16 protein-coding genes are annotated in these 14,566 nt (G+C 41.1%); 13 read left to right on the top strand and 3 right to left on the bottom strand.

What is annotated here, in order from left to right:
* Positions 1–18 precede the first annotated feature (18 nt).
* The 5 genes from QMQ21_RS01950 to deoD all read left to right on the top strand — a co-directional run bounded on the left by QMQ21_RS01950 (position 19) and on the right by deoD (position 5,108).
* Entirely contained in the window at positions 19–1,230 is a 1,212-nt protein-coding gene (locus tag QMQ21_RS01950) for a phosphopentomutase (RefSeq protein WP_261813809.1), read from the top strand.
* A 1-nt stretch (position 1,231) separates the two neighbouring features.
* Entirely contained in the window at positions 1,232–1,792 is a 561-nt protein-coding gene (locus QMQ21_RS01945) for a DUF1697 domain-containing protein (protein ID WP_261813808.1), read from the top strand.
* On the top strand, positions 1,789–2,598 hold the full coding sequence (locus QMQ21_RS01940) for a purine-nucleoside phosphorylase (RefSeq protein ID WP_261813807.1): 810 nt from the start codon (positions 1,789–1,791) through the stop codon (positions 2,596–2,598). The genes QMQ21_RS01945 and QMQ21_RS01940 overlap by 4 nt, the downstream gene beginning before the upstream one ends.
* 2 nt (positions 2,599–2,600) lie before the next feature.
* A complete protein-coding gene (locus QMQ21_RS01935) occupies positions 2,601–3,884 on the top strand; it encodes a chloride channel protein (RefSeq protein WP_261813806.1) in 1,284 nt (427 codons plus the stop codon).
* Between the two features lie 513 nt (positions 3,885–4,397).
* A complete protein-coding gene (deoD, locus tag QMQ21_RS01930) occupies positions 4,398–5,108 on the top strand; it encodes a purine-nucleoside phosphorylase (RefSeq protein WP_049522200.1) in 711 nt (236 codons plus the stop codon).
* Between the two features lie 91 nt (positions 5,109–5,199).
* Here the strand turns inward: deoD and QMQ21_RS01925 are convergent, their stop codons facing one another.
* The 3 genes from QMQ21_RS01925 to coaA all read right to left on the bottom strand — a co-directional run bounded on the left by QMQ21_RS01925 (position 5,200) and on the right by coaA (position 6,989).
* Positions 5,200–5,712, bottom strand: coding sequence for a DNA topology modulation protein (locus QMQ21_RS01925; protein WP_261813805.1), 513 nt, complete (start codon positions 5,710–5,712; stop codon positions 5,200–5,202).
* A gap of 52 nt (positions 5,713–5,764) precedes the next feature.
* Positions 5,765–6,001 (bottom strand): 30S ribosomal protein S20, encoded by a 237-nt coding sequence (rpsT, locus tag QMQ21_RS01920; RefSeq protein WP_001274000.1) that lies wholly within the window; start codon positions 5,999–6,001, stop codon positions 5,765–5,767.
* Between the two features lie 67 nt (positions 6,002–6,068).
* Positions 6,069–6,989: a type I pantothenate kinase gene (gene coaA, locus QMQ21_RS01915; RefSeq protein WP_261813804.1), complete on the bottom strand. Its 921-nt coding sequence runs from the start codon at positions 6,987–6,989 to the stop codon at positions 6,069–6,071.
* Between the two features lie 199 nt (positions 6,990–7,188).
* Between coaA and QMQ21_RS01910 the strand changes: the two genes are divergently transcribed.
* The 8 genes from QMQ21_RS01910 (at position 7,189) to QMQ21_RS01875 (ending at position 14,566) form a co-directional block, all read left to right on the top strand.
* Complete coding sequence (locus QMQ21_RS01910; protein ID WP_033684964.1) at positions 7,189–7,593, top strand: hypothetical protein; 405 nt, start codon at positions 7,189–7,191, stop codon at positions 7,591–7,593.
* A gap of 178 nt (positions 7,594–7,771) precedes the next feature.
* Positions 7,772–8,362 (top strand): class I SAM-dependent methyltransferase, encoded by a 591-nt coding sequence (locus tag QMQ21_RS01905; protein WP_261813803.1) that lies wholly within the window; start codon positions 7,772–7,774, stop codon positions 8,360–8,362.
* Positions 8,359–9,636 carry a pyrimidine-nucleoside phosphorylase gene (locus QMQ21_RS01900; RefSeq protein ID WP_261813802.1) on the top strand — a complete coding sequence of 426 codons (1,278 nt, stop codon included), beginning with the start codon at positions 8,359–8,361 and terminating at the stop codon, positions 9,634–9,636. Before QMQ21_RS01905 ends, QMQ21_RS01900 begins: the two co-directional genes overlap by 4 nt.
* A 19-nt stretch (positions 9,637–9,655) precedes the next feature.
* Complete coding sequence (deoC, locus tag QMQ21_RS01895; protein ID WP_261813801.1) at positions 9,656–10,318, top strand: deoxyribose-phosphate aldolase; 663 nt, start codon at positions 9,656–9,658, stop codon at positions 10,316–10,318.
* Positions 10,305–10,694: a cytidine deaminase gene (locus QMQ21_RS01890; RefSeq protein ID WP_261813800.1), complete on the top strand. Its 390-nt coding sequence runs from the start codon at positions 10,305–10,307 to the stop codon at positions 10,692–10,694. Before deoC ends, QMQ21_RS01890 begins: the two co-directional genes overlap by 14 nt.
* An 89-nt stretch (positions 10,695–10,783) precedes the next feature.
* Positions 10,784–11,836 (top strand): BMP family lipoprotein, encoded by a 1,053-nt coding sequence (locus QMQ21_RS01885; RefSeq protein WP_084924578.1) that lies wholly within the window; start codon positions 10,784–10,786, stop codon positions 11,834–11,836.
* 143 nt (positions 11,837–11,979) lie between these two features.
* Positions 11,980–13,515 (top strand): ABC transporter ATP-binding protein, encoded by a 1,536-nt coding sequence (locus QMQ21_RS01880; RefSeq protein WP_284521256.1) that lies wholly within the window; start codon positions 11,980–11,982, stop codon positions 13,513–13,515.
* On the top strand, positions 13,508–14,566 hold the full coding sequence (locus QMQ21_RS01875) for an ABC transporter permease (protein ID WP_050390200.1): 1,059 nt from the start codon (positions 13,508–13,510) through the stop codon (positions 14,564–14,566). The genes QMQ21_RS01880 and QMQ21_RS01875 overlap by 8 nt, the downstream gene beginning before the upstream one ends.

Below are 14,566 nucleotides of genomic sequence, written 5' to 3'. Positions count from 1 at the left end.
ATAATAAGGAGATACACTATGTCAAAATTTAATCGTATTCACTTGGTGGTACTGGATTCTGTAGGAATCGGTGCTGCACCAGATGCCAATAACTTTGTCAATGCAGGGGTTCCAGATGGAGCTTCTGACACACTAGGACACATTTCAAAAGCAGTTGGTTTGAATGTGCCAAACATGGCTAAAATCGGTCTAGGAAATATTCCTCGTGAAACTCCTCTGAAGACTGTTCCAGCTGAAAGCAATCCAACGGGTTATGCAACAAAATTGGAAGAAGTATCTCTTGGTAAGGATACCATGACTGGACACTGGGAAATCATGGGCCTTAACATTACAGAACCTTTCGATACTTTCTGGAATGGATTCCCAGAAGAAATCTTGACAAAAATCGAAGAATTCTCAGGACGCAAGATTATTCGTGAAGCTAACAAACCTTACTCAGGAACAGCCGTTATCGATGACTTTGGACCACGCCAGATGGAAACTGGGGAGTTGATTATCTATACTTCAGCTGACCCTGTTTTGCAAATTGCTGCCCACGAAGACATTATTCCTTTGGATGAATTGTACCGTATCTGTGAATACGCTCGTTCGATTACCCTTGAGCGCCCTGCCCTTCTAGGCCGCATCATTGCCCGTCCATATGTTGGTGAGCCAGGTAACTTCACTCGTACAGCAAACCGTCGTGACTTGGCTGTATCTCCATTTGCACCAACTGTTTTGGATAAATTGAACGAAGCAGGTATCGATACTTATGCTGTTGGTAAAATCAACGATATCTTTAACGGTGCTGGTATCAACCATGACATGGGTCACAACAAGTCAAACAGCCATGGAATTGATACACTATTGAAGACCATGGGCCTTGCTGAGTTTGAAAAAGGATTCTCATTCACAAACTTGGTTGACTTTGATGCCCTTTACGGCCACCGTCGTAATGCTCACGGTTATCGTGATTGCTTGCATGAGTTTGATGAACGATTACCTGAAATTATTGCAGCCATGAGAGAGAATGATCTTCTCTTGATTACAGCGGACCATGGAAATGACCCAACCTATGCAGGAACAGACCACACTCGAGAATATATTCCACTTTTGGCTTACAGTCCTTCCTTTAATGGAAATGGTGTCATTCCAGTTGGACATTTTGCAGATATCTCAGCGACAGTTGCGGATAACTTTGGTGTTGAAACTGCCATGATTGGGGAAAGTTTCTTAGTTAAATTGGTATAAGATGACGCGATATGCTTTACTTGTTCGGGGCATTAATGTCGGTGGGAAGAATAAGGTTGTCATGGCGCAACTTCGTCAAGAACTGACAGAGTTGGGACTGGGAAAAGTTGAAACCTACATCAACAGTGGCAATATTTTCTTTACTTCGACAGATCCCAAAGTCCGATTGGTTGAAAAGTTAGAGGCTTTCTTTGCAGTCCATTATCCATTTATTCAGAGCTTTTCTTTGCTGAGTCAGGAAGATTATGAAGAAGAGCTGAAGAATCTGCCAGATTGGTGGACCAAAGATTTGGCACGAAAGGATGTCCTCTTTTACACGGAGGGCTTGGATGTGGCTCAAGTCATTGAGACAGTTGAAAGTTTGGAACTGGAAGATGAAGTTGTTTATTTTGGAAGACTTGGGATTTTCTGGGGGAAATTCTCTGAGGAATCCTACTATGCAACTGCCTATCACAAGTACTTGCTCAAGATGCCTTTTTATCGCAACATCACCATTCGCAATGCAAAAACCTTTGACAAAATCGGTCAAATGCTAAAAAATAATAAAGGAGACACACAATGACGTTTTTAGATAAGATCAATGAAACAGCTGCCTTCCTGAAAGACAAGGGAATCCAAGCTCCCGAGTTTGGTCTAATCCTTGGATCAGGACTTGGAGAATTGGCAGAAGAAATCGAAAATCCAGTTGTAGTAGACTATGCTGAGATTCCAAACTGGGGCCGCTCTACAGTAGTTGGTCACGCTGGTAAATTGGTATATGGTGACCTTGCAGGTCGCAAGGTCTTGGCTCTTCAAGGTCGTTTCCATTTCTACGAGGGAAATCCTCTTGAAGTCGTGACTTTCCCAGTACGTGTGATGAAAGTTCTCGGATGTGAAGGTGTCATTGTAACCAATGCAGCTGGCGGTATTGGATTTGGTCCTGGTACTTTGATGGCTATCTCAGACCATATCAATATGACGGGGCAGAACCCGTTGATGGGTGAAAATTTGGATGATTTTGGTCCACGTTTCCCAGATATGTCTAAAGCCTACACACCAGAATACCGAGCTACTGCCCATGAAGTGGCTAAAAAACTTGGTATCAAGCTTGATGAAGGTGTCTATATCGGTGTTACTGGTCCGACTTATGAAACACCAGCAGAAATCCGTGCTTATAAGACACTGGGAGCAGATGCGGTTGGTATGTCTACTGTTCCTGAAGTGATTGTTGCAGCCCACTCAGGCTTGAAAGTTCTAGGAATTTCATGTATTACTAACTTTGCGGCTGGTTTCCAAGAAGAACTCAACCACGAAGAAGTTGTAGAAGTGACTGAACGTGTCAAAGGTGATTTCAAGGGCTTGCTTAAAGCGATTCTTGCTGAATTGTAATCATGTTAAGAGAATTGAGGAGTATTTTTCGAAAGATTCCTTATAATTTTAGATTATTCCTAGCAGTAATTTTACAAGGAATAGTTTCGGGTTTATCTGGTATAGTTCTCCATTATCTTTTAGAGATGGTGGAGGGGCTAGCTTTTGGTCAGTCAGAGCATCATAGTGGATTTTTGACAGATGGAGTTTCCACCTCACGGATAGGACTAAGTTTAATAATCGTGGGTCTTGGCTCATCCTTGGTCTGGTATTTCTTGCAAAAAGGGGCGAAGATTTATTCCATCAAAGCTCAGATGAAGGATGAGACTGCACAATACAAGCTTCATTTTTTAAAACAGCTATTTCATTCAATTTGGCAGATCATTGCAGTTGGAGGGGGAGCACCTATTGGTAAAGAAGCTGCGCCACGAGAGATTGGGACTCTATTTGCAGGACCAATTGGAAATATGTGTATACTGTCTATGAAGGATCGTATTTTTCTCCTTGCTTGTGGTGCTGGTGCTGGTTTAGCGGCTGTTTATCAGGTTCCATTAACAAGTGTCTTCTTTGTTTTTGAAACCCTGGGAATCGCTCTATCTATTAAACGATTTGTCTTAGTCGGTTTGACTACCTATATCTCAACCTATACAGCAGGCTGGGTTATTTCAGATCAGGCTCTTTACCAGATTCCATCGATAACATGGTCACTAAAGGAAGTGTGGATTGTACCTTTATTACTTCTTTTCTTAACCCCACTAGCTTGGCTTTTTGGTCGTTTGAGTAAAGAAGTGTCTTCAAACAGAATAAAAGATAAACGAATACTTCTCACATTGCCTACAGCTTTTCTTTTTCTTGCTGGGTTGGCAAGTTATTTTCCACATCTACTTGGAAATGGACGTATGATGGCTCAGGAGATTTTAAATGGTAGCAGTGGCCAAACAGTGCTTCTCATGTTTTTCCTAAAAGCAGTGGTCGTTCTTATTACTCTTTGGGCAGGGGCCTATGGCGGTACACTTACTCCATCTTTTGCCTTGGGGATGGCTGGAGCTGGTCTCTTGGGTATGATTCTAGGTTTGGACAGTCAGCTAACCGTTTTACTTTTGGGATCTGTTTGCTTTTTATCTGTAACCTTGAGAGCGCCCATTTCTGCAACCGGATTAGTTATAGGTTTCACTGGGCTAGGTATAGATTCTCTTCCGTATCTCTTAGTAACAGCTGTTTTAGCCTATGAATTTGCAAAAATGTTAGACCGCTTTCCTTGGGCTTGCATATTGTGTAAACTGTCAAAAAATAGAGTAATAAGATAGGGAACGCCCGTTTCTTCTAGTCAAGGATTTAACTAAAAAGATTAAAAAATAGTCTCAATTTATTAATAATTGTTTTAAATAAAAATGAAGTAGGCTTATTGGAGTCTTGATTGAATCCGATTTTTCCTAGCTATAAAATATAAAAATAAAAGTATATAATAGAAATATATAAAAAAGAAAGGTAGAGCGTGTGTTCTAATTTGAACACGAGCGGAAAACTTTTCATAACAATAAAAGAAAGGAATTGACCCCACTCTAAAAGCAGTGGGAAAAAGATAGTTGGTCTAGCGAGCATCGCTCACTGCGCCCAACTCCTATTTTCCCTTCGCTTTTTGACGGGTTTGGTATCTTTCTGATTATAAATTTTAGAATAAAGAAAGGATGGGTTAACTGTATTCATTGAACTGAATACGGGCGGAGAACTGTGTAAAAAAGATAAACTGTCTAGCATCTGCGATGCGTCGTCAGTTTCCTATTTTTACTTTGTTCTCTGTCGCCCTTTATATCTTAACTATGTCTATCCATATTGCTGCTCAGCAGGGTGAAATTGCTGACAAAATTCTTCTTCCTGGGGATCCTCTTCGTGCTAAGTTTATTGCGGAGAACTTCCTTGAAGATGCTGTTTGTTTTAACGAAGTGCGTAACATGTTTGGTTACACTGGTACTTACAAGGGTCACCGTGTATCTGTCATGGGAACTGGGATGGGGATGCCATCAATTTCGATTTATGCGCGTGAGTTAATTGTGGACTACGGTGTGAAGAAATTGATCCGTGTTGGAACTGCAGGTTCTTTGAATGAAGATGTTCACGTTCGTGAATTGGTTTTGGCGCAAGCAGCTGCAACCAACTCTAACATCATTCGCAATGACTGGCCACAGTACGATTTCCCACAAATCGCTAGCTTTGATTTGCTGGACAAGGCCTACCATATTGCCAAAGAACTTGGTATGACCACCCACGTTGGGAACGTTTTGTCGTCAGATGTCTTTTACTCAAACTATTTTGAAAAGAACATCGAGCTTGGTAAATGGGGAGTCAAGGCTGTGGAAATGGAAGCAGCAGCTCTTTACTATCTTGCTGCTCAATACCATGTTGATGCCCTTGCTATCATGACCATTTCTGATAGCTTGGTCAATCCTGACGAAGACACAACTGCAGAAGAACGCCAAAATACCTTCACCGATATGATGAAGGTTGGCCTAGAAACCTTAATTGCTGAATAAAAGGGAACACAAAAGGAAGATTTTCTGAATGAAAATCTTCCTTTTTTAGTCATTCACTACATACTGTCCTTAATGAATGTTACTCTATTGTCTATTTTTTAAGAGATTGCAAGAAATAATCAATCTCTGCTTGAGAATGGAGAATATGCATCTTTTCAGGGTAGGTATCACTTAATTTTTGGTATCTTTCCTTAGCATTTTTTGTTCGACCATCCCAGAGAATCCATCTGATAAACTCCCAATTAAACTGTTCTTGACAACCAGCTGCCATACTTTCTCTGACCTTGCCTCGGTATTTGAGATAACGTTTAAAGGCTCGAAAGAGACAGGTCAATGGCGAAAAATTGAGAAAAATGATATGGTCAGCTTCCTGCATTCTTTCTTCGTAATAGCACCAAGAATAATTACCATCGATAACCCAAGCTTCATGCTTGGTAAGAAAGTTTTTCATCTCATCCAACATCCATTCACGGTCACTGTCTTGCCAACCGGGTTGAAATTGGAGTGTGTCCATGTGAAGTTTTGGGATGGAGTAACAGTGAGACAACTTTTCGGCTAGAGTTGACTTACCAGCACCAGAATATCCAATAATCGCGATTTTCATTTTCTACCTTTTCCTATTTGAGGACAAAAAAACAGCCTCTATGGACTGTTTCTTATTTAGCAAGTTTAGCTGAAAGACGAGCTTTGTCGCGGCTTGCTTTGTTTTTGTGAATCAAACCTTTAGTTTCTGCTTTATCGATAGCTGAGCTAGCAGCACGGAAAAGTTCTTCAGATGGGTTTGCTTCGAAAGCTTTGATAGCAGTACGCATAGCTGATTTTTGAGCTGAGTTCTTTTCGTTTTGTTTAACGTTCAATTCAGCGCGTTTGATAGCTGATTTAATGTTTGCCAATGTTCTTACCTCCATATTTACTAACTATACCATTATATCTGAAAACTCACGTTTTGACAAGGGAAAATTATTTTTTTAAGTAAATTTCATCGATTTCATGGTTCTTTGTTTTATGAAGAATTACTTCTGCACGATTTCTAGTTGGTTCAATATAATTTTGTAGATTTGTGAGATTGATACTGGTCCAGACCTGATGGGCAAAAGCTTCCACTTCCCCAATGGGCATTTGAGTAAAACGATAATAGTAGCTATCAGGGTCGTTTTGGGCTAGGCTCAGCATTTTCAAGAAACGGTCTAGATACCAACTCTCGATGTCATCGACTGCAGCATCAACATAGATGGAAAAGTCAAAGAAGTCAGTAATGTAGAGACGCTCATTTTGTGGATTTTGAAAGACATTTATTCCCTCAACAATGACAAAATCAGCAGCTTTGACGCTCTGCTTTTCCTCAGGTACGATGTCGTAGACTTCATGAGAATAGACAGGAATATCTACATCTTGTCCATTTTTGATGTGATCCAGGAAGTTGAGAAGAGCTTCCATATCATAGCTTTCAGGAAATCCCTTACGATTTAGAATCCCTTGCTCAATCAAGGTCTGGTTGGGATAGAGAAAGCCATCGGTTGTTACCAACTCAACCCTAGCATCTGTAAGCGTACGGGACAGTAAGATTTGAAGTAGGCGACTGGTTGTGGATTTTCCAACGGCAACACTCCCAGAAACCCCAATGATAAAAGGCTGGGATTTGCTTTCACGTTGAAGGAAAATCCCTTTTGAAAAGGCCAAATCATCCTTGGTACGCTTGTAAATCTGGATGAGATGGGCTAGGGGGAGATAGACATCGGTAACATCCTGCAAGCTAATCTGGTCATTAAAACTCTTGATGGATTCTAATTCCTCTTCTGTCAAAGGAGGTGTTGTCTTTCGATGTAACGATTGCCAAGTCTGGCGGCTGATTTTTTCAAAATGTAAAAATTCGTTGGTCATTTGTTTTCCCCTAGATATTTTGTTTATCATACCATAAAAAGCTAAAAAAATAAAGCGGTTTCTTGATGATAGTAAACCAATATCGTATAATAGAAGTAGATAGGGTTGACCAATTTCTTGATGAGGTAGGAGCTACTTTCTCCTGACTTATAAGCCAATAAAGGGGGCTTTGGGATTCACAATTTATAGGAGGTGTACTATGAAAATCTTAAAAAGTTATATACTGGAACTCTGTTTTATTTTAAGTTTTGCACTACCTTTTTTAAAAGGAGCGAATGCGGATAATGGTAGACGTTTTGTGGAAACCTATTACGGTTTTACTTTTTTGATGGAACATGCCATTGTAACAGCTGTCTTTATCTGTTCGCTCTTGATTGCTTTCTTCCTAAAAAAACGGTGGACGAAATGGTTTGCTGCTGGAAGTTATGTCTTTTTAGTTCTATGGATTGCTACAGAGGGTTATTTCTTCCGCATGTCACTAGAAGATTTAATCCGACTTTGGACAAGTTTGGAAATTCTGACAAAAACGTATCAGTTGGGCTTTTATCTAAACATCTTGTTGGGAATCTTGTTGGTAATGAAGCATTTGAAGGTAAAGAAATAAAAATGTGCCAGACTATAGACTATGAGATATCTAGTCCTACGTGCTTTGTTATTCGGTTATAAAAGTTAAAAGAGATTGAAGAAAAAGTCTTGTTTACTAGCTTTCTTCAGTCTTTTTCGTTTTATGATCAATTTGTAAACGATTTACAATTTAAGTCAAATTATGGTAAAATAGTTTCATGAGTAAAATGTATTATGCAGAGAATCCTGACGCTGCTCACGACATTCATGAGTTGAGAGTGGACTTGTTGGGAGAAAAAATGACCTTTTTGACAGATGCGGGTGTTTTTAGTAAGAAAATGGTTGACTTTGGAAGTCAACTCTTGCTCAAGTGTCTAGAGGTTGATGAAGGAGAAACTGTCCTTGATGTAGGCTGTGGTTATGGGCCTTTGGGCTTATCCTTAGCTAAGGCTTATGGAGTTCAGGCGACTATGGTCGATATTAATAATCGTGCCTTGGATTTGGCGCGACAAAATGCTGAACGAAATAAAGTAGAAGTGACGATTTTCCAGTCCAACATCTATGAACAAGTTGAAGGCAAATTTGACCATGTGATTTCCAATCCTCCTATCCGTGCAGGAAAGCAAGTGGTTCATGAAATCATTGAGAAAAGTAAAGATTTCTTGGAAACTGGTGGCGATTTAACAATCGTTATCCAGAAAAAACAAGGGGCTCCAAGTGCCAAGTCCAAGATGGAAGATGTGTTTAGAAATTGTGAAGTCGTTAAAAAAGATAAGGGATACTATATCCTTAGAAGTGTGAAAGAATGAGAGCAGTTGATTTAATCCAAAAAAAACGAGACGGTCAAGAACTGACTTCGAGTGAAATTGAATGGCTAGTTGAAGGCTATGTGTCAGGAACGGTTCCTGATTATCAGATGTCTGCTTTTGCTATGGCTGTTTATTTCAAAGGAATGACGACTCGAGAAATTTCTGATTTGACCATGAAGATGGTCAAGACAGGTCAAGAGTTTGATTTATCCGCTATTGATGGGGTTAAGGTTGACAAGCATTCTACGGGTGGTGTTGGTGATAAGGTGACCTTGATTTTAGCTCCCCTTGTTGCTAGTTTTGGTGTACCCGTAGCAAAAATGAGTGGTCGTGGTCTCGGTCATACGGGTGGAACAATTGATAAATTAGAATCAATCAAGGGCTATCAAGTAGAACGTAGTCAAGAAGATTTCATTCATCAAGTTCAGGATATTGGTGTATCTGTCATTGGGCAATCAGACCAGCTGGTCAAAGCGGATAAGCTTCTCTATGCCCTACGTGATGTGACCGCAACTGTCGACACGATTCCTTTGATCGCGAGTTCGGTGATGAGCAAGAAAATTGCGGCAGGGGCGGATGCTATTTTACTAGACGTGACTGTTGGCGAGGGTGCCTTCATGAAAACGGTTGATGAGGCGCGTGAACTGGCTCAAACCATGGTGGAACTTGGTAAAGCTGTTGGACGGAAGACGGTAGCAGTGATTACGGACATGAGTCAACCCTTGGGACGAGCGATTGGAAATCGCCTTGAAATTCTTGAGGCATTGGAGATTTTACAAGGTCAAGGTCGTCAGGATATTACCCACTTCATCTGTGAATTAGCTCAAATTATGCTTAGTTTGGCAAATGTAAACAAGACAGTTGAAGAAGTTCACCAACATCTTGAAAATGGCCAAGCACTGGCTAAGTTTGAGGAGATGGTCAAAGCTCAAGGTGGAGATTTAGAAGATTTGTATCGTCCAGTAAATGTAGCTCATATTGTGGAAATCCCTGCTCAGGAAACGGGTATTATCTCAGCTCTTCCAGCTATGGAATTTGGGCTTTATGCTATGAGACTTGGGGCAGGCCGTGCAGTCAAATCTGATGCCTTGGACTATGAAACTGGAATTGTTTTTGAAAAGAAAGTTGGAGATTCTGTTCACAAGGGAGAAATTGTTGCAAAAGTATACACAAATGGAAAAATTTCTCCTCAGCTAGTTACAGATTTTCAAAAATATGTTAAAATAAATGATAGGGTGCAAAGTTTACGAGAAATTATAGAAATTATCTCATAAACCTCAGGAGAATCCGAATATGAAATTAAATAAATATATCGATCATACGCTTTTAAAGCAAGATGCGACAGAAAATCAAATTGATTGTTTGTTGTCTGAGGCTAGGGAGTATGATTTTGCTAGTGTTTGTGTTAATCCGACCTGGGTTGAACATGCTAAAAATGGGCTTGAAGGCACAGATGTCAAGGTCTGCACAGTAGTAGGGTTCCCTTTGGGAGCAACAACTTCGGCCGTGAAAGCTTTTGAAACCAAAGAAGCTATCCAAGATGGTGCAGACGAGATTGATATGGTAATCAATGTTGGAGCTCTCAAATCAGGTAATCTTGATTTGGTTGAGTCGGATATTCGTGCAGTAGTGGAAGCAAGTGGTGACAAGTTGGTAAAAGTCATCATTGAAGCTTGCTTATTGACAGACCAAGAAAAAGTTGTGGCTTGTCAATTAGCCCAGAAAGCGGGAGCTGATTTTGTTAAAACATCTACTGGCTTTTCAACTGGTGGTGCGACGGTAGCAGATGTTCAATTAATGCGTGAAACAGTTGGACCTGATATGGGAGTCAAGGCTGCTGGTGGAGCTCGTTCTTATGCAGATGCTCTTGCCTTTGTGGAAGCAGGTGCGACCCGTATCGGAACGTCAGCTGGGGTAGCAATTTTAAAAGGAGAATTGGCAGATGGCGACTACTGAGTTGATTGAACTAGCAATTGAAACCAGCAAGAAAGCCTATGTGCCCTATTCTCACTTTCCTGTCAGTGCTGTTCTAGTCACAAAAGATGGTAGTATTTATACAGGTGTCAATATCGAGAATGCTAGTTATTCTTTGACCAACTGTGGAGAACGTACAGCGATTTTTAAAGCAGTTTCCGAAGGTCAAAGAGAGTTTTCAGAATTGATTGTCTATGGACAAACTGAAAAACCAATTTCACCATGTGGTGCTTGTCGCCAAGTAATGGTCGAATTTTTTGAACAAGATCTAAAAGTGACCTTAGTCGCAAAAGATAAATCGACGGTCGAGATGACGGTCGGGGAATTACTTCCATACTCTTTTACAGACTTAAACTAGTCTGAGTCGCTCTCTGAGTGACACGGTCCTTGTGGCCAACCAATCCATACTTGCAACATCGTTGCACATCTTATTTAGGAGGTTCAGTAATGAACAAGAAACAATGGCTAGGCCTTGGTCTAGTTGCAGTGGCAGCAGTTGGACTTGCTGCATGTGGTAACCGCTCTTCTCGTAACGCAGCTTCATCTTCTGATGTGAAGACAAAAGCAGCAATCGTCACTGATACTGGTGGTGTTGATGACAAATCATTCAACCAATCAGCTTGGGAAGGTTTGCAAGACTGGGGTAAAGAACACAATCTTTCAAAAGATAAAGGTTTCACTTACTTCCAATCAACAAGTGAAGCTGACTACGCTAACAACTTGCAACAAGCGGCTGGAAGCTACAACCTAATCTTCGGTGTTGGTTTTGCCCTTCACAATGCGGTTGAAGAAGCAGCAAAAGACCACTCTGATTTGAACTATGTCTTGATTGATGATGTGATTAAAGATCAAAAGAATGTTGCTAGCGTAACGTTTGCTGATAACGAAGCTGCTTACCTTGCGGGTGTTGCAGCAGCTAAAACAACTAAAACAAAACAAGTTGGTTTTGTAGGTGGTATTGAGTCTGAAGTTATCTCACGTTTTGCAGCTGGATTTAAAGCTGGTGTTGAGTCAGTAGATCCATCTATCAAAGTACAAGTTGACTACGCAGGTTCATTTGGTGATGCTGCTAAAGGTAAAACAATTGCAGCAGCACAATACGCAGCTGGTGCAGACGTTGTTTATCAAGCAGCAGGTGGAACAGGTGCTGGTGTCTTTGCAGAAGCAAAATCACTCAACGAAAGCCGTCCTGAAAGTGAAAAAGTTTGGGTTATCGGTGTTGATCGTGACCAAGTAGCAGAAGGTAAGTACACTTCTAAAGATGGCAAAGAATCAAACTTCGTTCTTGTATCTACTTTGAAACAAGTTGGTACAACTGTAAAAGATATTGCTAACAAAGCAGAAAAAGGTGAATTCCCTGGCGGTCAAGTGATCGTTTACTCATTGAAAGATAAAGGGGTTGACTTGGCAGTAACAAACCTTTCAGAAGAAGGTAAAAAAGCTGTCGAAGATGCTAAAGCTAAAATCCTTGATGGAAGCGTAAAAGTTCCTGAAAAATAATGGATGGAAGTCATTTCTTAGGAAGCGGCCCTCGGCCGCTTTTTTAAGAGTTGAGACAAAGTCATTTTGTCTCAGTAAAGCTTGCTACTAGATAAACTAGCAAGTTTTATTGAAATAAAATAAGACTCTGAAAGGAAGAGCACATGGCACAAGAAAATGTCATTGAGATGCGTGATATTACCAAGGTGTTTGGTGAATTTGTTGCCAACGACAAAATCAACCTGCACCTACGAAAAGGTGAAATTCATGCACTTTTAGGAGAAAATGGGGCTGGAAAGTCCACGCTAATGAACATGTTAGCAGGGCTTCTTGAACCAACCAGTGGTGAAATTGTGGTCAACGGTCAAGTTGTCAACCTCGACTCACCATCTAAAGCAGCTAGCTTGGGAATCGGAATGGTTCACCAGCACTTTATGTTGGTAGAAGCCTTCACAGTGGCTGAAAACATCATTTTAGGTAGTGAATTGACTAAAAATGGTGTGCTAGATATCGCTGGAGCTAGCAAAGAAATCAAGGCTCTTTCTGAACGTTATGGCTTAGCTGTTGACCCTTCTGCCAAGGTGGCAGATATCTCAGTTGGAGCCCAACAACGTGTAGAAATTTTAAAAACCCTTTATCGTGGGGCTGATATTCTTATCTTTGACGAACCAACGGCTGTCTTGACTCCATCAGAAATTGATGAGTTGATGGCTATTTTGAAAAATCTTGTCAAAGAAGGGAAATCAATTATCTTGATTACCCACAAGTTGGACGAGATTCGTGCAGTTTCTGACCGCGTTACAGTTATCCGTCGTGGGAAATCAATTGAAACTGTCGAAATCGCAGGGGCTACCAATGCTGATTTGGCAGAAATGATGGTAGGACGTTCTGTTTCCTTTAAAACAGAGAAACAAGCCTCTCAACCAAAAGAAGTGGTCTTGTCTATTAAAGACTTGGTGGTCAATGAAAACCGCGGTGTTCCAGCTGTTAAAAATCTGTCCTTGGATGTTCGTTCTGGAGAGATTGTTGGGATTGCGGGGATTGATGGAAATGGTCAGTCTGAACTGATTCAAGCCATTACAGGTCTTCGCAAGGTTGAATCTGGTAGCATTGAGCTAAAAGGAGATTCAATTGTAGGATTGCCCCCACGTCAGATTACAGAATTGAGTGTTGGGCACGTTCCAGAAGACCGTCACCGTGATGGCTTGATTTTGGAAATGATGATTTCTGAAAATATTGCCCTTCAAACCTACTATAAAGAACCACATAGTAAAAATGGAATTTTGAACTATTCAAATATTACCTCTTATGCTAAAAAGCTAATGGAAGAGTTTGATGTTCGTGCTGCCAGTGAATTTGTTCCTGCAGCTGCACTTTCAGGAGGAAATCAACAAAAAGCAATTATTGCTCGTGAAATTGATCGTGATCCTGATCTCCTTATCGTCAGCCAGCCAACTCGTGGTTTGGATGTCGGTGCTATTGAATATATCCACAAACGCTTGATTGAAGAGCGTGATAATGGTAAAGCTGTCCTTGTTGTCAGCTTTGAATTGGATGAGATTTTAAACGTTTCAGACCGTATTGCCGTTATCCACGATGGTAAGATTCAAGGTATTGTATCACCAGAAACAACCAATAAACAAGAACTTGGTGTCTTGATGGCTGGTGGAAACTTGGGAAAGGAGAAGAGTGATGTCTAAAAAATTACAACAAATTTCGGTTCCCTTGATTTCTGTATTCCTAGGAATTTTACTCGGAGCCATTGTCATGTGGATCTTTGGTTATGATGCTATTTGGGGCTATGAAGAATTGTTCTATACAGCCTTTGGTAGCCTGCGTGGAATTGGAGAAATCTTCCGTGCTATGGGGCCATTGGTCTTGATTGGTCTTGGTTTTGCCGTTGCCAGTCGAGCAGGTTTCTTTAACGTCGGGCTTCCTGGTCAGGCTTTGGCGGGTTGGATTCTCAGTGGTTGGTTTGCCCTGTCGCATCCAGATATGCCCCGTCCGTTGATGATTTTAGCGACTATCGTGATTGCCCTGATTGCTGGTGGGATTGTTGGAGCGATTCCGGGTATTCTTAGAGCCTATCTAGGGACGTCAGAGGTTATCGTAACCATCATGATGAACTACATTGTCTTATATGTAGGGAATGCCTTTATCCATGCTTTCCCTAAAGACTTCATGCAAAGTACAGATTCGACCATTCGTGTTGGGGCTAATGCAACCTATCAGACACCTTGGTTGGCTGAGTTGACTGGTAACTCACGGATGAATATCGGTATTTTCTTTGCCATCATTGCTGTTGCAGTCATTTGGTTCATGCTCAAGAAAACGACTCTTGGTTTTGAAATCCGTGCGGTTGGCCTTAATCCACATGCTTCAGAATACGCTGGTATTTCTGCCAAACGAACAATTATCCTATCAATGATTATATCAGGTGCCTTGGCTGGTCTTGGTGGAGCTGTTGAAGGTCTGGGAACCTTCCAGAACGTTTATGTTCAGGGGTCGTCATTAGCTGTCGGATTTAACGGGATGGCGGTTAGTCTGCTTGCGGCCAACTCACCAATTGGTATTCTCTTTGCAGCCTTCTTATTTGGTGTTCTCCAAGTTGGAGCCCCTGGTATGAATGCGGCGCAGGTACCGTCTGAGCTTGTCAGCATTGTAACAGCGTCTATTATCTTCTTTGTCAGTGTTCATTACCTTATCGAACGCTTTGTCAAACCGAAAAAACAAGTTAAAGGAGGTAAGTAA

It is taken from the genome of Streptococcus bouchesdurhonensis (assembly GCF_948472335.1).
This window is presented reverse-complemented; position numbering and strand designations above follow the sequence as displayed.